A 21,399-nucleotide genomic window follows, 5' to 3' on the forward strand; every position below is an offset into this window, starting at 1 on the left:
GCGGCGTCGGCGTTCCTGGCTGAGCAGCTCGCCACCCTTATCGTTGCTGTTAGTCATAAACATACCCGTTTGCCTATCCCTTATCTTAAGGGGGGAACGGTGTCCTGTCTTTCATGGGGCTCGTTCAGCAAGCTCGGTCGCACACTTCATCTGCTATCCATTCCTGAACGGGTCTTCACCCAGCTCGCGTTGTTCAATCCAGCTGTTTTTGAAATCCACGAGCAGAAAATGCTGCACCCGGGGCCACAAGTCCATCCCTTGCACGGACACCCGTTTGCCCTAGGTTTGAGCCTTAGCCCCCTCACAGGCACGCTCGCTATAGCGCAGCAAATAGGGATGGATCACGCAAAGGTAGTGGTAAGGACATCAAGCGGCGGACGCAAATGGTCCGCCTACCCCTACTTGGGAGATCTCCTGATTTATATCTATGACTTGGGAGGGGCACCCTACGCACTGAATTGGAACATCAAGCTATCTAAGTTTGACTTTATGGAGAAACGACTTACCTCGGTGAAGTCATTGGCAGCACGTAGAAAAGATCGCGAGTCTGCTGAGTTACGTCTTCACTTGGAAGAACTATATTACTTAAGCGCAAAAATAAGAACATTAAATCTATCGCTCGATGATATTGATCCAATTGTCGTAGCCAATCTTGATCAGATTTTTGGGTTACATGACCGCCCTCTTAATCTTGATCCACAGCTGCTGGAGGATTTTAGCGAACGCCTGCAAGATGATTTTAAAACCGGTAATCCCCTTGCGCTTGCTGCCATCAACTACGGTAATAAATGGGGACATCGGGACCAATTCATAGCGCGGATATACCAAGATATTTGGAATCGTGTACTCCCAGTGGACCTATTTCAATATATACAGATCGACAAACCACTTGGACGGGTCCGCTGCGAAGTCATTGACCACTATCGGAATTTCTTCTCGGAAACAGCTCAATGATGGCTGGATCTCGGCTGATCGCGCCTGATGGGTGCGGCGCGCTGGTGAAAGAAAAGGAATACCACTTTCTCATCAGCGACGGAATGTCCAACCGTGTCCGTTTGGTCGAATTCGATGAGAGAGGGTCAAATGCTGTCCTGCATACCTTGCCCCGCCTGCGCTACGAGGCAGCGCTGGAGGCTGGTGAGATAGTAGAGACGGGCAGCCATGATTACCCCCCATGGCTGGGAGCCGCAGGTGGCGTCGAATCATCCTGGCGCGAAGCTCGCCGTGTTAGTCCTAAGGAGTCTTATGAGGAAAAAGTTGACCGCCGCCTATTGAGTATCGCTGAACTGATTCCCAAGACGGCAGAGATACTGGCTTCAGATGATCCAGAGGCCATGATCAATGCTCACGCTAGGGCTTCGAAGCCGAGGCAGCATCCTGCTAGGATCAGGCTATGGTTCTTCACTTATCTACTATTTGGGCAGACTAAGTGGGCTCTGATGCCGCGCCTGAACAACTGCGGCACTTGGGATAGAAGCGAAAAAACCGATAAAAAACTAGGTCGCCCTTCTAGCCATGGTCAAAATTTTGGTTATCCAGTAACACCTGACATGCAAGAAAAGATCCTGAAGGGCTTTCTGCTGTGCAGAAGGGTAGACAGGACCAAGGACGAAATTTACGGAGCTTCACTGCGAAAGGTTTTTGGATGCGGTATTCGTGAAGGCTCAAGCGGGAAAGAGTTCTTCCATCCCAACGGAGAGCCTTATCCAAGCTCTTCCCAATTCTGGGATTGGGTCAAGAAGCAAACAGATCCGGCAGCCTTGGCGACGGAAATGAAGGGGCCTAGTGCTGCCCGCGCCAAGTCGGGCGACATCGGAAGCTTTGCACGAATGATTAGTAACCTAAACCAGCGACTGGAGTTTGACGGCTATTATCCAAGCGAGAAAATTTCTGGCATTATCGAGGGCGCCCCCTTGGATTCATTTTGCGTTGTAAGGGCAATATGCGCGCTTTCAGGAGCAGTTGTTGGTATCGGATTCGCCAGAGGTAGGGAAAGCCTAGAGACGTACCGAATGGCTTTATTTTGTATAGCAGTCGGTAAGGTCAAATACTGTGAGCTGTTTGGAATAACAATCAAGCCTGATGAATGGCCATGTGAGGGGCTCTCAAGCCAGATGGTATTTGATAGGGGTCCCGCGGCGCATATGGATGTCGCTAATGCAAAAGCATGGCTTGGCCGTCTAGAGCTGACACCTACCCATTCTGGTCAATCGAAAGCTTCGGTTGAATCATCCCACCCAAGGGATAAACAATTTAAAGACCAAGCGGTGCACGTTCATAGCGGTCTTAATATGGTTGAAATGGCTCGCAGAGAAATCCGTCGGGTGATAAAGGATAACGAGAAGTGCGATGCAAGCGAGCGAATGGATGGAGACATGTGGCTAGAAGGTTTTTCACCATCCCGTTTGAATATTTGGAAATATCATGACCAACTAGGCCGAAATCATGGCATCAAGATGCCATTTGATGAAGCAGTTAGGGAATTCTTGACTCCGATGCCTGCAGTGATCCGCAAAAATGGCGTTTATTTTTTCGGAAGCAAATACAACTCGAAGTCACTAATTGACACAGACGTATTCGACCGCGTTGCGCGTAACGGTGTGATTAATGTGATGGCGTACAGTATGATAATGTGTGTTCGTCACATATGGATTGAAGTCGAGGGACGACTTCATGAGTTGAGCTTTGTTTACACGGCAAGTACAAGGCCGGGTAGCAGCGACATATCACTGGAGGATCTCCAGCTGGTCGACAAATCCCGACTCCAAGCCCAGGGGAAACATCGACATCAGAAAGTTGCAATTGAACAGTATCACTATCTTGAGCATGAGAATGATACAGGTAAAAATTGGCATGCCGGCGTTCGGAAGCTGGGAGTTCCGGCCATGGGTTCGGGGGCGCAGCGAGACTTAGAAGATCAAAGACGACTGATAGGTGTAAAATCATGATCGAGAAAATTCGGACACGATTCGACGGGTTGGTTGACATTGAGCACATTCGCAAAACAGTAACATCTCGCCCAGACCCCATCCACGACATTGATCAATTGCCCACGATGCTGGCGGCACATCTCTTAGAACAAAATCTGAAGCAGATTTTCATACCAAACGATTTCAGCTTGGAATTTGTTTCAGAGATGGTGGGTAAAGCAGCAGTACACTCAGCGATGCGTTCTGAAACACAACAGATTTTCATCAAAGGGTGGTACTACCCCACCCCAATTGAAACTTTTCCTATCTGCTTGACTGGCTTGGCTGGTGTGGGTAAATCGGCAACGGTAGAAGCGTTACTCCGCATGATGCCTGGCCCCACCGAAATTGATATTGATCATTGTATGACACCTCATACGACATATTCTCACTGGTATGCCAGCGCAAGGGGCAAAGCATCTGGCAAACAGTTACTTGCAGATTTTCTTGGAATAGAGGCGACTAGTCGGCTGAATGCTTCAGTCCTCAAATCGCGAGCGCAGCAGCATGCAAACAAGCTCGGGGTTTCGCTAGCAGTGCTTGAAGAGATGCAGCATCTGACACCAGGGAAAGGGGTAGCCTTGACGACCGACATACTGTTAACTATGTCTAGTCTCGGATTGCCCATGGTGTATGTATCGAACTTTAGTTTGGGACATAAACTAATCAAGCGCAACCAAGAAGATACGCAACGCTTGGTAGCGGAGCCTAGGATCATATTTCCGGACGCCCCAGAGTCAAAAGATTGGGCATTTTTCATTGACGAATGTATCGCTGCAAGTGGTGGGCGAATCCGGGCGAAACCTTCAGATTTTTCTCACGAAATATATCGCGGCTGCTTCGGAATTAAGCGATCCGCCATTCACCTTATCAAACAGTCTTACATTCAAGCCCGCACTTCTAATCGTACATGGATTGAGATTGAAGATGTCCATCAAGCGTATATCTCAAGCGCTTACTATGCAAACCGGATAGACGTTGAAGAGCTAGAGCGTATTGCAATTCAGAAAAAATCGAAGCGAGAAGATCTTGTATGTCCCTTCGGCACGCCCATGCGGTCCAATGTGGTGCAATTCGTGCGGAAGGAGCGGGATAACCGCGTCGCGCGTGCGGCATTCGAGGGTGCGCTGACGGCTCCTGAGCGAGAAGCACACAAGAGTCTGAAGGTGGGTACCGATATGAAAGATCAAGCGCCTAAGCGCTCTAAGCGACCTTCCTTAGGAAAGCCAACAAATGATGATTTGATGAATGCGTTCAGCGATTTTTTTGATGACAAAGATAATATTTAGTGAGTACTCAATGTTTGACATGCATAAGGTCATCTACGTTCCGCACCGGCCCGTCAACCGCACGCACGCTATCCAGCAAGCCTGCAAAGCTGCCATACACAATTGCAATCACATAGATGATGCACTCGCTATATTTGAAGTCTGGTCGATACTCGTAGCTTGCTTCGCCTATTCTCTTAGATGTATTGAGTCGATGCTTTAATGCTTTTATTTTGGTTTCCGAAATAATTCCAAGGTCTGACAATTTTTTAACTTCACCACTAATATGCGCTATAACAAATTCCAGATCAACTGTGAATTTAGACTCGCCAATCTCAGTGAATATCTCGGAAAGCGCTAGCTGCCAGCCATCATAATTTAATTTCGATTCACACTGGTGAATATAGTACCCGTTACATCCTTTCCATAGCAGATCATGACCATATGCGTAGCCATGAACGCTGATATCCTTAGCACATATAGGGCACTTTCTTAGTAAGGGTGTGTTGTGCTTCGAACATACTTTCACGTATCTATGGTCACGCCTCCAATAGGGGAAGCCAAGCTGGGCGATATCGTCTTTCACACATTGGATGCAGATCCCCGGAAGTTGATGCTCCGTGATGAACCGCACCGTAGCTGACTGACAATCCGATCGGGTGTAGCTTTTTTGATTTGAACTAAGGAAAACCGCCACTTGCGAGTAGCTTGTGTGGTCGTGGAGCAGACGATTGAAACCGTACGTGTCGCCCCTTCCCAGTACCTCAGCGATGGATTGAATGCTGGATCCCCGCATATAGTACGTGGAGATTTGTCTGAACCTGATTGATTCCGGTGATTGAGGGTCCAGGAAGAAATGTCTTTCTAAAAATGAGCGTAGGCATTCGTGCGGTTGGATGGTTAAGAGCAAAGGGGAGCACCTATGACTTCTTCAAGGCCCGGAGAACCGGAATGACGCAGACCGCTTGGGCGCCCTAAGGGCTCCAAGCGAGACAGTTTTTAATATTTAGAGACAGACTTTAATCTTTACGATCAGCACCGAGCTGCCGCCTATAACCTACTCCACCGTCACCGACTTAGCGAGATTGCGCGGCTGGTCCACGTCGGTGCCCTTGAGCACCGCCACGTAATACGACAGCAACTGCAGGGGCACGGTATACAGTATGGGCGCGAGCGCATCATGGATATGCGGCATCGATACAACCGTGGTGCCTTCTCCATTGCTGAGCTGTGCCTGGGCATCGGCGAACACCACCAGTTCGCCGCCCCGCGCACGCACTTCTTGCAGGTTCGATTTCAGCTTTTCAAGCAGCGCGTTGTTAGGTGCCACCGTGACCACCGGCATGTCGGCGTCCACCAGCGCCAAGGGACCATGCTTGAGTTCCCCGGCGGGGTAGGCTTCGGCATGGATGTAGGAGATTTCCTTGAGTTTCAGGGCGCCTTCCATGGCCACCGGGAACTGCGCGCCGCGCCCCAGGAACAGAGTGTGGTGTTTCTCGGCGAACAACTGGGCAACTTGCTCGACCGTGGTATCCATGGCCAACGCCTCGCCCAGGCGCACCGGCAAGCGGCGCAGTTCAGCGACCAATTCGGCCTCCAGGCCCGCCTGCAGTGTGCCGCGCACCTGGCCTATGGCCAGCGTTAACAGCATCAGCGCCACCAGTTGCGTGGTGAAAGCCTTGGTCGATGCGACGCCGATTTCGGGCCCGGCCAGGGTCAACAGGGTAAGGTCAGACTCCCGCACCAGCGAGCTGATGCCCACATTGCAAATCGCCAAACTGCCCAGATACCCCAGCGCCTTGGCATTGCGCAGCGCCGCCAAGGTGTCGGCGGTTTCGCCGGACTGTGAAATGGTCACGAACAACGTATCAGGCTGCACCACCACCTTGCGGTAACGAAACTCCGAGGCGACTTCCACCTGGCAGGGGATCCCCGCCAAGCCCTCAAGCCAATACCGGGCGACCATCCCGGCATGGTAACTGGTACCGCAGGCCACGATCTGAACATTGCGCACACGGCCAAACAGCTGCGCCGCTTGGGGGCCGAACGAGGGCACCAGCACCTGCTGCTGGCCCAGGCGGCCCTCCAGCGTGCGCTGCACCACCGCCGGTTGTTCGTGGATTTCCTTGAGCATGAAGTGGCGATACTCACCCTTGTCGGCGGCCTCCGCACCTTCGTGATAGCGCACCACTTCGCGCTGCACTGGCTGCCCTTCGTGGTTCCATAATTGAACGGTGTCCCGGGTGATTTCGGCGATGTCACCTTCTTCCAGGTACATGAAGCGGTCGGTCACCTGGCGCAGCGCCAACTGGTCGGAAGCGACGAAGTTCTCGCCCAGCCCCAGGCCCACCACCAGTGGGCTTCCGCTGCGCGCCGCCACCAGGCGGTCGGGTTGGCCCAGGTAAATGGCAGCCAGCCCATACGCGCCCTGTAGCTGCCTTACCGTGGCCTTGAGCGCGGCGGTGAGTTCACCCTGCTCCTGCAACTTGTAGTGCAACAAGTGGGCAATCACTTCGGTATCGGTTTGCGAAGCAAATGCGTAACCCAGGCCCTGTAATTCCTTGCGCAGGGCCTCATGGTTTTCGATGATGCCGTTGTGCACCACTGCGACTTCGCCTCGGGAAAAGTGCGGGTGGGCATTGGCTTCGGTGGGTGCGCCATGGGTAGCCCAACGTGTGTGGGCAATCCCCAGTTGGCCGATGAGCGGCTGCTGGATGAGCGATTCAGCGAGTTCGCTCACCTTGCCCGTGCTTCGCCGGCGTAGCAATTGGCCGTCACGGCTGATCAGCGCCACACCGGCGCTGTCGTACCCTCGATATTCCAGGCGCTTGAGCCCTTCGACCAATACCGCTGCAACGTTACGCTCGGCGACACCGCCCACGATTCCACACATGGTTCACTTCTCCTGAGGGGTTTCGGCGCACACCAGCGTGATGCCCAGCGCCTGAATCTGATCGCGCGCCTGCGGCGACAGGCGATCATCTGTGATCAATACATGGACGCTGCTCCATGGCAGTTCCACATTCGGGATTTTCCGGCCGACCTTGTCGGCCTCGGCCAGCACGATGACTTCGCGGGCCACTTCAGCCATCACCCGCGAGAGGCCGAGCAATTCGTTGAACGTGGTGGTGCCCCGCGCCAGGTCGATGCCGTCGGCGCCGATGTAGAGCTGATCGAAATCGTAAGAACGCAACACCTGTTCGGCCACTTGGCCCTGGAACGATTCGGAATGGGGGTCCCACGTGCCGCCGGTCATCAACAGCACCGGCTCGTGCTCCAGTTCGCCCAGCGCGGTGGCCACCTGCAACGAATTGGTCATCACCACCAAGCCAGGCTGGCGGCCCAATTGGGGGATCATCGCGGCCGTGGTGCTACCGCTGTCGATGATGATCCGCGCATGCTCGCGGATGCGCGCCACCGCAGCCCGGGCGATGGCTTGCTTGTACACCGAAACCTTGCTCGGTACATCCTCGATCAATTCACGCGGCACCGGCACCGCGCCGCCATACCGGCGCAGTAGCAGGCCATGGCTCTCAAGCGCCGCCAGGTCTTTGCGAATGGTGACCTCGGAGGTTTGGAACGCCTTGGCCAACTCGTCGACGCTCACCTCGCCCGTGTCGGCAAGGCGCTCGATGATGTTATGGCGACGTTGCGCTGTATTGCGTTTCGACATCTATAAGTTTCGATTCGAAATTAATATGCGCGAATCAAAACCTATTGCGCTGCCGCCGTCAAGCGCTATGCGCATAACACCCAGCGCCCTGAGGTGCAGCCCCGGGCGCACGTGCACGGGTCAGGGCTTTTTGGTTTTCACTGGCCGCTTCCAGCCGCTGATATTGCGCTGGCGGCCGCGCGCCACCGCCAATTGCGCTTCTGGCACATCGTCGGTGATGGTCGACCCCGCCGCGGTGGTGGCACCGCTGCCCAAGGTCACCGGCGCCACCAGGGCATTATTGGACCCTACGAACACATCTTCGCCCATCACCGTGCGGTGCTTGTTGGCCCCGTCATAGTTGCAGGTGATGGTGCCGGCACCGATGTTGGTACGGGCGCCCACATCGGCGTCGCCCAAATAACTGAGGTGCCCGGCCTTGGCGCCCGCCCCCAATTGGGCGTTCTTCAGTTCCACGAAGTTACCCACATGGGCCCCAGCACCCAGCACCGTGCCGGGCCGCAACCGGGCGAAAGGCCCCGCATCGGCGCCCTCACCGACCACGGCACCGTCCAGGTGGCTGTTGGCCTTGATCACCGCGCCGCGCTTGAGGGTGGTGTCTTTGATCACGCAGTTGGGGCCGATCTGTACGTCGTCCTCGATCACCACATGCCCCTCGAGGATCACGTTGATGTCGATCAGTACATCCCGCCCGACGCTGACCTCGCCTCGCACATCGAAGCGTGCCGGGTCTCGCAACGTGGCACCCTCGGCCATCAGCCGGTTGGCCTCTCGCGCCTGGTAGGCCCGTTCCAGCTCGGCTAATTGGCGGCGGTCGTTGGCACCTTGCACTTCCGCTGCTTGCGCGGGGTTTTCGGTGGCCACTTCCACGCCGTCGGCCACGGCCATGGCAATGATATCGGTGAGGTAATATTCACCCTGGGCATTGTCGTTGGATAACTGCCCCAACCATTTCGCCAGGTGGCTGCGTGGCACGGCGAGGATGCCCGTATTGCCTTCGCGAATCAGGCGCTGGGCGTTGGTTGCATCCTTTTGTTCGACGATGGCCTGCACCGCGCCGTGTTCGTCACGAATGATCCGGCCGTAACCGGTAGGGTCGGCCAATTCAACGGTCAACAAGGCAATGCGTTGTGCGGCCACCCGGGCGAGCAGGCGTTGCAGCGTCTCGACTTGAATCAACGGCACGTCGCCATACAGGATCAGCACCGTATCGGCCGCCAGCGCCGGCAATGCCTGGGCCACCGCATGGCCGGTGCCTAATTGCCGTTGCTGGACGGCGAAGCTTACGTCATCAGCGGCCACACTTTGGCGAACCAGCTCCGCACCGTGGCCGACCACCACGTGGATACCCACAGGCGAAAGCTGCTTGGCGCTGTGGATAACGTGACCGAGCATGGAACGCCCAGCAACGGGATGAAGCACTTTCGGCAACGCAGACCGCATGCGTGTGCCCTGCCCAGCAGCGAGAATTACAATATCGAGCGACATGAAATCAATTACCGAAAAAGGCGCGGCCAAGGTTGGCGGCGGCAAAGAAAAAAGGGTAGCCGAAGCTACCCTTTTTTCTCAATGCCGTTTTCTCAATGCAGAAAACCGCGACCTTAGCCGAATTTCTTGCGGATCTGCTGGATGGTACGAAGCTGAGCAGCGGCTTCGGCCAAGCGTGCGGTTGCAGCGCTATAGTCGAAGTCCGCGCCTTTTTCGTTCAGCGCCTTCTCAGCGGCCTTCACGGCCGCCTGGGCGGAAGCTTCATCCAGGTCTGCAGCGCGTTGCACGGTGTCGGCAAGTACCTTCACCATGTTGGGCTGCACCTCGAGGAAACCACCGGAGATGTAAAACACCTCGGCTTCGCCACCCTGCTTGATTACGCGGATCGGGCCGGGTTTGAGGTCGGTGATCAACGGTGCGTGGCCGGGGGCAATGCCCAAGTCACCGAGGTTACCGTGGGCGATCACCATCTCGACCAGGCCAGAGAAAATTTCCTCTTCCGCGCTGACGATATCGCAGTGGACAGTCATAGCCATCTGTTTGCCTCAACCTGAGGGGCGCCCGCATGCGGGCGCCAGGGTTACAGTTTCTTGGCCTTCTCGATCACTTCGTCGATGCCGCCGACCATGTAGAACGCCTGTTCGGGCACGTGGTCGTAGTCACCGTTGAGGATCCCCTTGAAGCCTGCGATGGTGTCTTTGAGCGAAACGTATTTGCCCGGGGCACCGGTGAAGACTTCGGCCACGAAAAACGGCTGCGACAGGAAGCGCTGGATCTTACGGGCGCGGGATACCAATTGCTTGTCCTGCTCGGACAGCTCGTCCATGCCCAGGATGGCGATGATGTCCTTCAGCTCTTTGTAGCGCTGCAGCACGTATTGAACACCGCGGGCGGCTTCGTAGTGCTCCTGGCCAACCACTTGCGGGTCGAGCTGGCGCGAAGTGGAGTCCAGTGGGTCGACCGCCGGGTAGATACCCAGCGAGGCGATGTCACGGGACAGTACCACGGTGGCGTCCAAGTGGGCGAAGGTGGTCGCTGGCGACGGGTCGGTCAGGTCATCCGCCGGTACGTATACCGCTTGGACCGAAGTGATCGAGCCGGTCTTGGTCGACGTAATGCGCTCTTGCAGCGTGCCCATTTCCTCAGCCAGGGTCGGCTGATAACCCACGGCCGAAGGCATACGACCCAACAGCGCGGAAACTTCGGTACCGGCCAGCGTGTAACGATAGATATTATCGACGAACAGCAGAACGTCGTTACCTTCGTCACGGAATTTCTCGGCAATGGTCAGGCCGGTCAGGGCCACACGCAGGCGGTTTCCTGGTGGCTCGTTCATCTGGCCGTATACCAGCGCTACCTTGTCGAGAACGTTGGAGTCCTTCATCTCATGGTAGAAGTCGTTACCTTCACGGGTACGCTCACCCACACCGGCGAACACGGAATACCCACTGTGCTCCATGGCGATGTTGCGGATCAGTTCCATCATGTTCACGGTTTTGCCCACACCGGCACCACCGAACAGGCCAACCTTACCGCCCTTGGCAAACGGGCATACCAGGTCGATCACCTTGATGCCGGTTTCGAGCAGGTCATTACCGCCGGCCTGGTCAGCGAAGGAGGGCGCCTCGCGGTGGATGGTCCAACGCTCTTCTTCGCCGATAGGGCCCGCTTCGTCGATGGGGTTACCCAGCACGTCCATGATGCGGCCCAGGGTGGCTTTGCCTACTGGGACCGAGATGGCCGCATGGGTATCGACCACGTCCAGGCCGCGCTTGAGGCCCTCGGTGGAGCCCATCGCAATGGTACGCACCACGCCGTCGCCCAACTGCTGTTGAACTTCCAGGGTGGTTTCGGCGCCCTGAACCTTCAGGGCGTTGTAGATGTTCGGCACGTTGTCACGCGGGAATTCCACGTCGATGACGGCGCCGATGATTTGAACGATACGTCCGCTACTCATAGCTGGATCCTCTGAATTTTTTCAACCGTTAAACCGCGGCAGCGCCGCCGACGATTTCCGAGATCTCTTGGGTGATCGCAGCCTGGCGAGCCTTGTTGTAGATCAACTGCAGTTCCTTGATTACGGAACCGGCGTTATCCGTGGCGTTCTTCATGGCGATCATCCGCGCCGCTTGTTCAGCTGCGTTGTTCTCGACCACCGCCTGGTAAACCTGCGATTCCACGTAGCGCACCATCAGGCCTTCAAGGAGCTCTTTGGCGTCGGGTTCGTAGAGGTAGTCCCAGTGATGCTTGAGCGCTTGGTCCGGGGTAGCGACCAACGGTACCAACTGCTCGATCGTGGGCTTTTGCACCATGGTGTTCACGAACTTGTTCGACACGACGGACAACTGATCGATCCGGCCCTCAAGGTAAGCGTCGAGCATGACCTTGACGCTGCCGATCAGGTCGTTGATCGAAGGCTCTTCGCCCAGGTGGCTAATCGCGGCGACCACGTTGCCACCGAAGTTACGGAAGAACGCGGCACCCTTGCTACCGACGACGCAAAGGTCGATTTCCACGCCTTTCTCGCGGTTGGTGGCCATGTCCTTGACCAGGGCCTTGAACAGGTTGGTATTCAAGCCGCCGCACAAGCCACGGTCACTGCTCACCACGATATAGCCGGCGCGCTTTACGTCGCGCTGGATCATGAACGGGTGGCGGTACTCGGGGTTGGCGTTGGCCAGATGACCGATCACCTGGCGGATGCGCTCCGCGTAGGGGCGGCTGGCAGCCATGCGCGTCTGTGCCCTGCGCATTTTGCTGACCGCCACTTTTTCCATGGCGCTGGTAATTTTTTGCGTGCTTTTTACGCTCGCAATCTTACTGCGTATCTCTTTTGCGCCTGCCATGTATCACCTATCAGGTTAGCAAGCGGGGGCACTGCCCCCGCTGCGGCTTACCAGGTCTGGGTGGCCTTGAACTTCTCGAGGCCGGCCTTGAGGCCTGCATCGATTTCGTCGTTGAAGTCACCCTTCTCGTTGACCTTCGCCAGCAAATCGGCGTGGTCACGCTTGAAGTAGGCGATCATGGCCTGCTCGAAGCTACCCACCTTGTCGATGGCGACGTCAGTCAGGAAGCCCCGCTCGGCGGCATACAGCGACAGCGACATTTCAGCGATGGACATCGGCTGGTATTGCTTCTGTTTCATCAGCTCGGTCACGCGCTGGCCGTGTTCCAGTTGCTTGCGGGTCGCTTCGTCGAGGTCGGAAGCGAACTGCGCGAATGCCGCCAGTTCACGGTACTGCGCCAGTGCGGTACGGATACCGCCAGACAGCTTCTTGATGATCTTGGTCTGAGCGGCACCGCCCACGCGCGATACCGACACGCCAGCGTTCACGGCCGGGCGGATACCGGAGTTGAACATGCCGGTTTCCAGAAAGATCTGCCCATCGGTGATGGAGATCACGTTGGTCGGAACGAACGCGGAAACGTCACCAGCCTGGGTTTCGATGATCGGCAATGCGGTCAGCGAGCCGGTCTTGCCAGTGACTGCCCCGTTGGTGAACTTCTCGACGTATTCCTCGGATACGCGCGAAGCGCGCTCCAGCAGGCGGGAGTGGAGATAGAACACATCGCCCGGGTAGGCCTCACGGCCTGGTGGGCGGCGCAGCAGCAGGGAAATCTGGCGGTAGGCAACAGCCTGCTTGGACAGGTCATCGTAAACGATCAGTGCGTCTTCACCGCGGTCGCGGAAGTATTCGCCCATGGTGCAACCGGAGTACGGTGCCAGGTACTGCAACGCAGCCGATTCTGAAGCGCTGGCGGCAACGACGATGGTGTTGGCCAGGGCGCCGGCTTCTTCGAGCTTGCGCACGATGTTGGCGATGGTCGACTGCTTTTGACCGATGGCCACGTACACGCAGAAGATGCCGCTGTCTTTCTGGTTGATGATCGCATCGATCGCCAGGGCGGTTTTACCGATCTGGCGGTCACCGATGATCAGCTCGCGCTGGCCACGGCCTACCGGGATCATGGCATCGACCGCCTTGTAACCGGTCTGCACCGGCTGGTCTACCGATTTACGCCAGATCACGCCCGGCGCGACCTTCTCGACCGCATCGGTTTCGGTGGTGGCCAGTGGGCCCTTGCCATCGACTGGGTTACCCAGTGCATCGACGACGCGACCCAGCAAGCCCTTGCCGACCGGCACCTCCAGGATACGGCCAGTGCATTTGGCGCGCATGCCTTCGGCCAGTTCGGTGTAGCCACCGAGCACCACAGCACCGACCGAGTCTTGCTCGAGGTTCAGCGCCATGCCGAAGATACCGCCAGGGAATTCGATCATCTCGCCGTACATGACGTCGTTCAGACCGTAGATCCGCACGATACCGTCGGAAACGCTGACGACGGTGCCTTCGTTGCGGGCCTGGGACGCCACGTCGAGTTTCTCGATGCGCCCCTTGATGATTTCGCTAATTTCGGAAGGATTGAGTTGCTGCATTGCTCTGCTGCCCCTTCAAACTCAAGATTTCAATGCTTCGGCCAGTTGCGCGAGTTTGCCACGCACCGAGCCATCGATTACCAGGTCGCCGGCGCGAATGACCACACCCCCAATGAGGGCGGAGTCCTGCGCAGTGTGCAGTCGCACTTCCCGGCTGAGCCGTGCACTGAGAACCTTGGCGAGTTTGTCTTGCTGTTCTTGGTCCAACGCAAAAGCACTGGTGACGTCCACGTCTACGGTTTTTTCCTGTTCGGCCTTATAAAGGTCGAACAGCGCGGCGATCTCCGGCAACAGCGGGAGGCGCTCGTGTTCCGCGGCAACGTGAATGAAATTCTGTGCCTGGGCATCAAACTTTTCGCCGCACACTTCAATAAAAGCGGCGGCCTTTTCTGCGCTCGTCAGTCGCGGGGCCTTGAGCAAACGCTGCATGGTGCCGTCTTGCGACACCGCGGCGGCCAGGCCGAGCATGGCTGACCAATTGGCCAGTTGCTGGTGGGCCTGGGCATGCTCGAAGGCTGCCTTAGCGTAAGGTCGGGCCAACGTGGTCAGTTCTGCCATGATCGCCCTCGCTTAGATCTCTGCGGCCAGTTTATTGACCAGATCCGCATGCGCGTTTTGATCAACCGAAGCACCCAGGATTTTCTCGGCGCCGCTAACGGCCAGGCTACCCACCTGGGCGCGCAACGCGTCCTTGACGCTGTTTACTTCTTGCTCGATTTCCGCTGCAGCTTGAGCTTTCACGCGTTCAGCCTCGACGCGGGCCTGGTCACGGGCCTCCTCGACGATCTGGTTGCCGCGCTTCTTGGCCTGCTCGATGATTTCGCTGGCCTGAGCCTTGGCTTCGCGCAGTTGTTGCCCCACTTTGTCTTGGGCCAACTCCAGGTCGCGAGCCGCACGGCTGGCAGCGTCAAGGCCATCTGCGATCTTCTTCTGGCGTTCCTGCAGAGCCGCGATGACCGGAGGCCATACGAACTTCATGCAGAACCACACGAAAATGAAGAACGCAACGGACTGGCCTATCAGGGTTGCATTAATGTTCACGCCAACACCTCGCTCGTTCTTAGTCCATCACACCAACACACTCGTGATGCGAGTGATCAGCCAGCGATCTGACCAACGAAGGGGTTCGCGAAGGTGAAGAACAGGGCGATACCCACACCGATCATGGTGACGGCGTCGAGCAGGCCCGCAACGATGAACATTTTGACTTGCAGCATTGGGACCATTTCCGGCTGGCGGGCAGCGCCTTCCAGGAATTTGCCGCCCAGCAGACCGAAGCCAATGGCGGTACCCAGGGCGCCCAGGCCGATCAGCAGAGCAACAGCGATAGCGGTCAGACCAACTACAGTTTCCATCTTTCCTCCCGACTTTTTACGTCGTATTGGTTAGGTTTCTTAGGTTTAGAACGGTAAAACAAAAAGGTTACAGGGCGTGCCGAAGCGTTCGCTGCGGCTGGCGCCCCGCCCCCGCCCTGAAGCAAGGGCTTGTAAGACGCGCCAGACGAGCCTTAGTGGTTATCTTCGTGAGCCATCGACAGATAAACGATGGTCAGCATCATGAAGATGAACGCTTGCAGCGTGATGATCAGAATGTGGAACACAGCCCACGCCCATTGCAGCACCACGCCCAGGCCACTGAGCCAAAGCAGGCCACTGCCGAACATCACAGCGATGAGAATGAACACCAGCTCACCGGCATACATGTTGCCGAACAACCGCAATGCCAGCGAAACCGGCTTGGCGATGAGGGTGACGAACTCCAGCAGGAAGTTGACTGGGATCAGGATGGCCTGAACCAGCAGGTTCTTGCTGCTGAACGGATGCAGGGTCAGTTCGCCAATGAAGCCGCCGATGCCCTTGATCTTGATGCTGTAGAAGATGATCAGCGCGAACACCGACAACGCCATGCCCATAGTGGCATTGGGGTCGGTGGTGGAGACGGCACGGAATGGGATTTCGTGGTCGCCTGACAGCCTGGCCGCTACCTGGGGAATCCAGTCGACCGGGATAAGGTCGATGGCGTTCATCAGGAACACCCAGGCGAAGATGGTCAACGCCAGCGGCGCGATGACCGCGCTGCGGCCGTGGAAGCTGTCCTTCACACTGGTGTCGACGAACTCGACCAGTACCTCGACGACATTCTGCAGGCAACCCGGCTGGCCGGACGTTGCCTTGCGCGCCGCAAGGCGGAAAACCAGGACGAACAGCACGCCCAGCGCAACCGACCAGCCCAGGGTGTCTACGTGAAATGCCCAGAAGCCCATTGCCTTGGCTTCTGCGGCGGAGTGGGCGAAGCCCCAGCCGCCATCCGGAAGTTGCCCGAAGGTCAGGTTCTGCAAGTGGTGCTGTATATAGCCCGAAGCGGTTTCTGCTGCCATGGTTGCCTCAAACGCCCTAAGGTCTCGAAAATCTTGTTTTCATGAGCAGGGGTGCGAACCAGCTGACCATTTGGACCAGCAAGAAGCAGCCGAAAAGCGCCAACGGCGCCAGTGGCTTCACCCCAGCGAACGCCAGCGCGAACAGCGCTGCCGTTAAAATCAATTTGCCCGCCTCGCCGGCATAAAACGCCCGGACAATGGCTTGAGCTGCCCTGGCGCCGGTATACCGAAACGCCTTATAAGCAAAATACACATTGGGTAAGCACACGATCAGGCCACCCATCAGGCCCGAATACCCGCTGACCGTCCCCTGCCACTGCCACAGCACCACGGCTGCAAGCAGTGAAACGACCAATTGTGCCAACAAGATCGGGAATACTGCCCACCGATGGAATGGCAAGCGGTTTGGCATGCGGGTTTCCACCGAATCGACTCCTGTTGGCCGGCGCGCCATATATCAATAACTTGGCATAAAATGTGCCGGCAAAATGCGCGCAGAGTATAGGGGCGGTTAAGCCCCCGTTCAACTGCCAGGTAGGGTTTTCCGACTGGCCGTACAAGCTCAATTGTTTCAACGAATGTGGGCAAGAACGCCCTGAAGTTCGTCCAGAGAGTTGTAACGGATCACCAACTGCCCCTTGCCCTTGTTTCCATGCTTAATTTGCACCGCAGAGCCTAGCCGCTCTGCCAGGCGCTGTTCCAGGCGGGTGATGTCCGGGTCGGCCTTCGGCGCCGGCAGCGGCTCGGGTTTACTGCTAAGCCATTGCCGTACCAAGGCTTCGGTCTGGCGAACCGTGAGCCCACGTGCGACAACGTGTCGCGCCCCTTCGACCTGCTGGTCATCGGGCAAACCGAGCAGCGCACGGGCATGGCCCATTTCGAGATCCCCGTGGGCAAGCATGGTTTTGATCACATCCGGCAGCGAGATAAGCCGCATCAGGTTGGCCACCGCGACCCGCGACTTGCCAACCACGTCGGCGACCTGTTGCTGGGTCAGTTGGAATTCCTGTTGCAAGCGCTGCAGGGCAACGGCTTCCTCGACCGGGTTGAGGTCTTCGCGCTGGATGTTCTCGATCAGCGCCATGGCGATGGCGGCTTCATCTGTCACTTCGCGGACCATCGCCGGGATGGTATCGAGCCCCGCTTGCTGGCTGGCACGCCAGCGGCGTTCACCGGCAATGATTTCATAGCGGCCTTGGCTCACGGGCCGTACCACGATCGGCTGCATCACGCCCTGGCTTTTGATCGACTGGGCCAGTTCTTCGAGTGCTTGTGGGTCCATGTCGCGGCGCGGCTGGTATTTGCCACGCTGGATCACATCTAGCGGTAGGTGGTGCAGTTCTTTGTGCGCTACCTCGTTGGCCTGTTCTTCCAGTGCGCTGGCGGTCGGGCCACTGAGCAGTGCATCCAGCCCGCGACCGAGCCCTCGTTTTTTGACGGCCATTGCAGCTCCTTAGATTGCGGTGGCAGCGCGGCTTTTGCGGCGCTGGCGGCGAACCAGCTCGCTGGCCAGCTCCAGGTAGGCCTGGGCGCCGCGCGATTGCTTGTCGTAAGCCAGCGCTGGCATGCCGAAGCTCGGCGCTTCGGCCAAGCGGACGTTACGCGGGATCACTGTGTCGTACAGTTGCTCGCCGAAATGTTCCTTCAGTTGCGCGGACACATCGTTGATCAGGCTCAGGCGAGGGTCGTACATCGTGCGCAGCAGGCCTTCGATCTTAAGCTCAGGGTTCAGCAGCGAGCCGATTCGCTTGATGTTATCCACAAGGTCGCTCAGGCCCTCGAGCGCGAAGTATTCGCACTGCATGGGAATGATCACGCCGTCAGCCGCCACCAATGCGTTAAGCGTCAACATCGACAGCGAAGGCGGGCAATCGATGAGGATAAAATCATAATTCTCGCGCACAGGCGCCAGTGCGGTACGCAAGCGGCTCTCTTTCATGTGCATTTCGAGCAGCACCACTTCGGCGGCGGTGAGATCCCGGTTTGCGGGCAACAATTGGTAACCGCCGTGTTCCGAGTAGTGGATGGCCTGGGCCAGGTCGCATTCGCCGATCAACAGGTCGTAGACCGAGTTTTCCAACCCGTGCTTATCCACACCGCTGCCCATGGTCGCATTGCCTTGCGGATCGAGGTCGATCAGCAGTACGCGCCGCTTGGTCGCCACCAGCGAAGCCGCCAGGTTGATGCAGGTGGTGGTTTTCCCCACGCCGCCTTTTTGGTTCGCGATTGCGAATACCTTAGCCATTGTTGCCTGTGTTCCCAATCATTGCCGTGCGGCGCAGTATCAATAGATGGCGCTGCCCTTGGCAACCGGGTACTGCCAAGGCTTGCGCTTCATCCAAGATGAAGTCAGGCGGCAATGCTACCAGTTCATCGGCCGGGTGCAGGCCTTTCATTGCGAGCCAGCGCGTTTGCCGGTCGCCCAGGTGGCGCGTCAACTGGGCAAAATCGGCCAGGCTACTGAAGGCCCGGGAGATGATACCGCCATAGGGTTCAGGCGGCACATGCTGCTCAACCCGGCTATGCACAACATGCAGGTTGGCCAACCCCAGCTCGAGCTTCACCTGGGTTTGGAAGCGAGTTTTCTTGCCATTGCTGTCGAGCGTGGTAATGGCCCTGTGCGGGAACATGATCGCCATCGGGATGCCCGGCATGCCGCCGCCACTGCCCACATCCAGCCAGTGCTCGGCATCGCCCAACCACGGCAGCACACTGAGGCTGTCGAGCAAATGCCGCGAAACCATTTCGTCCGGGTCGCGCACCGCCGTGAGGTTGTACGCCTTGTTCCATTTGATCAACAGGCCTAAATAGCCCAGTAGTTGTTCGATCTGTTTGCCCTGCAGGTCGATGCCCAGCGCATGGGCACCTGTGGACAACTCTTCGGCATGTCGCTCGGCGGCCCACGTACTCAAGCGCTTTGCTCCAGCCCGCGGCCCGCGCCGTGTTTTTTCAAGTGGATCATCAAAAGGCTGACCGCTGCCGGCGTTACGCCAGGAATGCGCGACGCTTGGCCGAGGGTTTCCGGCCGAGCATTGGCCAGCTTGCCTTGAATTTCCTTGGATAACCCGGAAATGCCGAGGTAGTCGATGTCGGCAGGCAGGCGGATATTCTCGCTGGCACGTAGCCGCTCGATTTCGTCCTGTTGGCGATCGATGTAGCCGGCGTACTTGGTGCGGATCTCTATTTGCTCGGTGACCTGTGGATCGATTGCCTGCCGGCCGGTGATATCCACAAGGCTGGCATAATCGATTTCGGGGCGGCTGAGCAGGTTGAGCAAGTTGTATTCGTGGGCCAGTGGGGTGCCAAATTTTTCGGCGATCGCATCCCCTATGGTCGTATTAGGGCGCACCCACGTGCCTCGCAACCGTTGCTCCTCGCGCTCGATACCTTCGCGTTTAGCCTCGAATGCCGCCCAACGTTCATCATCGACCAGGCCCAGCACGCGGCCTTTTTCCGTGAGGCGCAAATCTGCGTTGTCTTCACGCAGGATCAACCGGTATTCGGCGCGGGAGGTGAACATCCGGTAGGGCTCTTGGGTACCCAGGGTGATCAAGTCATCGATCATCACTCCCATGTACGCCTCGTCGCGGCGGGGGCACCAACTGTCGAGCCCTTTAGCACGCAGCGCGGCATTGGCACCGGCGAGCAGGCCCTGTGCGGCGGCCTCTTCGTAGCCGGTGGTGCCGTTGATCTGCCCGGCAAAGAACAACCCATCAATGGTTTTGGTTTCGAGGCTGTATTTCAGGTCACGAGGGTCGAAGTAATCATACTCGATGGCATAGCCAGGGCGCATGATGTGGGCGTTCTCCATGCCGCGGATCGAGCGCACCACTTGCAGTTGCACGTCGAACGGCAATGATGTGGATATCCCGTTCGGGTAAAGCTCATGGGTTGTAAGCCCTTCTGGCTCGATAAACACCTGGTGGCTTTGCTTGTCGGCGAACCGATGGATTTTGTCTTCGATGGACGGACAATAACGCGGGCCTACTCCCTCGATCACACCGGAATACATCGGTGAACGATCCAGGTTGGCCGCGATGATTTCGTGGGTGCGTGCGTTGGTATGGGTAATCCAGCAACTCACCTGCCGCGGGTGCATGGCCGGGCGCCCCATGAACGACATCACGGGCGTTGGTGTATCGCCGGGCTGCTCGGCCATCACCGAGAAATCCACCGTTTTGCCATCGATGCGCGGTGGCGTGCCTGTTTTGAGGCGGCCTACGCGCAATGCTTGTTCGCGAAGCCGCTGGGCAAGGGCAATGGCGGGTGGGTCACCCGCGCGGCCGCCGGAATAATTTTGCAGCCCTATGTGGATAAGCCCCCCCAGGAAGGTGCCGGTGGTCAACACCACGGCATCGGCCATAAAGCGCAAGCCCATTTGGGTCACCACGCCCCGGGCTTGACCTTGCTCGACGACCAAGTCATCACAGGCCTGTTGAAATATCCACAGATTGGGCTGGTTTTCCAGGGCTTCGCGCACCGCTGCTTTGTACAACACGCGATCAGCCTGCGCACGAGTGGCACGCACTGCTGGGCCTTTACGGTTATTCAGCACACGGAACTGGATGCCGCCCTTATCGGTAGCCAAGGCCATTGCGCCGCCCAAGGCGTCGATTTCCTTGACCAGATGGCTTTTACCAATGCCGCCGATAGCGGGGTTGCAGCTCATTTGCCCCAGCGTTTCCACGTTGTGGGTAAGCAGCAGGGTTTTCACGCCCATGCGTGCGGACGCCAGTGCGGCCTCGGTACCGGCGTGGCCGCCACCGATGACGATCACTTGAAAACGGGAAGGGAAATCCACCACGCACCTCGTGCCTGTTGTCGCTGGGTAATTGGGACAGCTGCGCAGTATAGGGAAAGCGCGCTGTGGATTGAAGCTTTTTGACCAAAAATTAACCAGCTGTGTACAAGTGGTCGCTTAACAGAGACAAAAAGAAAAAAAGGATTAAAAGCTTTGTTTTTATGTTTATATATGAGTAACAGGTTTTCTGTGGATAAACCATACAATATGTTGAATTTAATGATATTTTTTTGAGGTAAGCCCTGTTTCTATGTAGCCCTGGGCCTATGGGATAACCGCGTATCACCTGTGTATAAATATGGGTTTACCCACAGGCAGGGTTTTCAACCGGGTTATCCCTGGGGTTATCAATAAGGCTTAGGGGCTGTTATCCACAGGGCTCCTG

Annotated in this window: 20 protein-coding genes; 3 read left to right on the forward strand and 17 right to left on the reverse strand. The window is 57.1% G+C overall.

Translation table 11 applies throughout. The features are described from left to right. The 3 genes from HAQ05_RS24440 to HAQ05_RS24450 all read left to right on the forward strand — a co-directional run. On the forward strand, positions 1-954 hold a 954-nt coding region (locus tag HAQ05_RS24440; RefSeq protein ID WP_190425859.1), incomplete at its 5' end, for a PDDEXK family nuclease. Between the two features lie 44 nt (positions 955-998). Further along, on the forward strand, positions 999-2,948 hold the full coding sequence (locus tag HAQ05_RS28845; protein ID WP_238936582.1) for a transposase: 1,950 nt from the start codon (positions 999-1,001) through the stop codon (positions 2,946-2,948). After that, positions 2,945-4,258, forward strand: coding sequence for an ATP-binding protein (locus HAQ05_RS24450; protein WP_190425862.1), 1,314 nt, complete (start codon positions 2,945-2,947; stop codon positions 4,256-4,258). Before HAQ05_RS28845 ends, HAQ05_RS24450 begins: the two co-directional genes overlap by 4 nt. Positions 4,259-4,265: 7 nt before the next feature. Here the strand turns inward: HAQ05_RS24450 and HAQ05_RS24455 are convergent, their stop codons facing one another. From HAQ05_RS24455 to mnmG, 17 genes are all read right to left on the reverse strand, one after another. Next, positions 4,266-4,823: a hypothetical protein gene (locus tag HAQ05_RS24455; RefSeq protein WP_190425864.1), complete on the reverse strand. Its 558-nt coding sequence runs from the start codon at positions 4,821-4,823 to the stop codon at positions 4,266-4,268. Between the two features lie 471 nt (positions 4,824-5,294). Next, positions 5,295-7,130, reverse strand: a complete 1,836-nt coding sequence (gene glmS, locus HAQ05_RS24460; RefSeq protein WP_190425866.1) for a glutamine--fructose-6-phosphate transaminase (isomerizing) — start codon at positions 7,128-7,130, stop codon at positions 5,295-5,297. A 3-nt stretch (positions 7,131-7,133) separates the two neighbouring features. Beyond that, positions 7,134-7,910, reverse strand: a complete 777-nt coding sequence (locus HAQ05_RS24465; protein WP_190425868.1) for a DeoR/GlpR family DNA-binding transcription regulator — start codon at positions 7,908-7,910, stop codon at positions 7,134-7,136. 120 nt (positions 7,911-8,030) lie between these two features. Continuing rightward, positions 8,031-9,398 carry a bifunctional UDP-N-acetylglucosamine diphosphorylase/glucosamine-1-phosphate N-acetyltransferase GlmU gene (gene glmU / locus HAQ05_RS24470; protein WP_190425870.1) on the reverse strand — a complete coding sequence of 456 codons (1,368 nt, stop codon included), beginning with the start codon at positions 9,396-9,398 and terminating at the stop codon, positions 8,031-8,033. A 113-nt stretch (positions 9,399-9,511) separates the two neighbouring features. Continuing rightward, positions 9,512-9,934 carry a F0F1 ATP synthase subunit epsilon gene (locus tag HAQ05_RS24475; RefSeq protein ID WP_190425871.1) on the reverse strand — a complete coding sequence of 141 codons (423 nt, stop codon included), beginning with the start codon at positions 9,932-9,934 and terminating at the stop codon, positions 9,512-9,514. Between the two features lie 44 nt (positions 9,935-9,978). Next, the gene (atpD, locus tag HAQ05_RS24480) at positions 9,979-11,355 is read right to left on the reverse strand and encodes a F0F1 ATP synthase subunit beta (protein WP_190425873.1); all 1,377 of its coding nucleotides are present in this window, start codon (positions 11,353-11,355) and stop codon (positions 9,979-9,981) included. A 28-nt stretch (positions 11,356-11,383) separates the two neighbouring features. Then, positions 11,384-12,244, reverse strand: coding sequence for a F0F1 ATP synthase subunit gamma (gene atpG / locus HAQ05_RS24485; RefSeq protein WP_190425876.1), 861 nt, complete (start codon positions 12,242-12,244; stop codon positions 11,384-11,386). 47 nt (positions 12,245-12,291) lie between these two features. Continuing rightward, positions 12,292-13,836 carry a F0F1 ATP synthase subunit alpha gene (gene atpA / locus HAQ05_RS24490; RefSeq protein ID WP_190425881.1) on the reverse strand — a complete coding sequence of 515 codons (1,545 nt, stop codon included), beginning with the start codon at positions 13,834-13,836 and terminating at the stop codon, positions 12,292-12,294. A 21-nt stretch (positions 13,837-13,857) separates the two neighbouring features. Next, on the reverse strand, positions 13,858-14,394 hold the full coding sequence (locus HAQ05_RS24495) for a F0F1 ATP synthase subunit delta (protein WP_190425884.1): 537 nt from the start codon (positions 14,392-14,394) through the stop codon (positions 13,858-13,860). A 12-nt stretch (positions 14,395-14,406) separates the two neighbouring features. Next, the gene (locus HAQ05_RS24500) at positions 14,407-14,877 is read right to left on the reverse strand and encodes a F0F1 ATP synthase subunit B (RefSeq protein ID WP_190425887.1); all 471 of its coding nucleotides are present in this window, start codon (positions 14,875-14,877) and stop codon (positions 14,407-14,409) included. A 56-nt stretch (positions 14,878-14,933) separates the two neighbouring features. Beyond that, a complete protein-coding gene (gene atpE, locus HAQ05_RS24505; protein ID WP_003097235.1) occupies positions 14,934-15,191 on the reverse strand; it encodes a F0F1 ATP synthase subunit C in 258 nt (85 codons plus the stop codon). 152 nt (positions 15,192-15,343) lie between these two features. Beyond that, complete coding sequence (gene atpB / locus HAQ05_RS24510; protein ID WP_190425890.1) at positions 15,344-16,213, reverse strand: F0F1 ATP synthase subunit A; 870 nt, start codon at positions 16,211-16,213, stop codon at positions 15,344-15,346. Positions 16,214-16,229: 16 nt separating this feature from the next. After that, a complete protein-coding gene (locus HAQ05_RS24515) occupies positions 16,230-16,637 on the reverse strand; it encodes a F0F1 ATP synthase subunit I (RefSeq protein WP_190425894.1) in 408 nt (135 codons plus the stop codon). Between the two features lie 147 nt (positions 16,638-16,784). Continuing rightward, positions 16,785-17,657: a ParB/RepB/Spo0J family partition protein gene (locus HAQ05_RS24520; RefSeq protein ID WP_190425896.1), complete on the reverse strand. Its 873-nt coding sequence runs from the start codon at positions 17,655-17,657 to the stop codon at positions 16,785-16,787. Between the two features lie 9 nt (positions 17,658-17,666). Further along, the gene (locus tag HAQ05_RS24525) at positions 17,667-18,458 is read right to left on the reverse strand and encodes a ParA family protein (protein ID WP_190425899.1); all 792 of its coding nucleotides are present in this window, start codon (positions 18,456-18,458) and stop codon (positions 17,667-17,669) included. Then, entirely contained in the window at positions 18,451-19,125 is a 675-nt protein-coding gene (gene rsmG, locus HAQ05_RS24530; protein WP_190425902.1) for a 16S rRNA (guanine(527)-N(7))-methyltransferase RsmG, read from the reverse strand. The genes HAQ05_RS24525 and rsmG overlap by 8 nt, the downstream gene beginning before the upstream one ends. Beyond that, the gene (gene mnmG / locus HAQ05_RS24535) at positions 19,122-21,014 is read right to left on the reverse strand and encodes a tRNA uridine-5-carboxymethylaminomethyl(34) synthesis enzyme MnmG (protein WP_190425905.1); all 1,893 of its coding nucleotides are present in this window, start codon (positions 21,012-21,014) and stop codon (positions 19,122-19,124) included. Before mnmG ends, rsmG begins: the two co-directional genes overlap by 4 nt. Positions 21,015-21,399 lie beyond the last annotated feature (385 nt).

The organism is Pseudomonas typographi (genome assembly GCF_014694385.1).
Taxonomy (GTDB): domain Bacteria; phylum Pseudomonadota; class Gammaproteobacteria; order Pseudomonadales; family Pseudomonadaceae; genus Aquipseudomonas; species Aquipseudomonas typographi.

What these genes read in the sequence shown, in the direction of transcription:
- atpB (WP_190425890.1), bottom strand. Translation starts at nt 16,213, where the DNA reads ATGGCAGCAGAAACCGCTTCGGGCTATATACAGCACCACTTGCAGAAC.
- glmU (WP_190425870.1), bottom strand. Translation starts at nt 9,398, where the DNA reads ATGTCGCTCGATATTGTAATTCTCGCTGCTGGGCAGGGCACACGCATG.
- HAQ05_RS24475 (WP_190425871.1), bottom strand. Translation starts at nt 9,934, where the DNA reads ATGGCTATGACTGTCCACTGCGATATCGTCAGCGCGGAAGAGGAAATT.
- atpA (WP_190425881.1), bottom strand. Translation starts at nt 13,836, where the DNA reads ATGCAGCAACTCAATCCTTCCGAAATTAGCGAAATCATCAAGGGGCGC.
- HAQ05_RS24495 (WP_190425884.1), bottom strand. Translation starts at nt 14,394, where the DNA reads ATGGCAGAACTGACCACGTTGGCCCGACCTTACGCTAAGGCAGCCTTC.
- HAQ05_RS24450 (WP_190425862.1), top strand. Translation starts at nt 2,945, where the DNA reads ATGATCGAGAAAATTCGGACACGATTCGACGGGTTGGTTGACATTGAG.
- HAQ05_RS24465 (WP_190425868.1), bottom strand. Translation starts at nt 7,910, where the DNA reads ATGTCGAAACGCAATACAGCGCAACGTCGCCATAACATCATCGAGCGC.
- glmS (WP_190425866.1), bottom strand. Translation starts at nt 7,130, where the DNA reads ATGTGTGGAATCGTGGGCGGTGTCGCCGAGCGTAACGTTGCAGCGGTA.
- HAQ05_RS24525 (WP_190425899.1), bottom strand. Translation starts at nt 18,458, where the DNA reads ATGGCTAAGGTATTCGCAATCGCGAACCAAAAAGGCGGCGTGGGGAAA.
- atpD (WP_190425873.1), bottom strand. Translation starts at nt 11,355, where the DNA reads ATGAGTAGCGGACGTATCGTTCAAATCATCGGCGCCGTCATCGACGTG.
- HAQ05_RS24520 (WP_190425896.1), bottom strand. Translation starts at nt 17,657, where the DNA reads ATGGCCGTCAAAAAACGAGGGCTCGGTCGCGGGCTGGATGCACTGCTC.
- atpE (WP_003097235.1), bottom strand. Translation starts at nt 15,191, where the DNA reads ATGGAAACTGTAGTTGGTCTGACCGCTATCGCTGTTGCTCTGCTGATC.
- atpG (WP_190425876.1), bottom strand. Translation starts at nt 12,244, where the DNA reads ATGGCAGGCGCAAAAGAGATACGCAGTAAGATTGCGAGCGTAAAAAGC.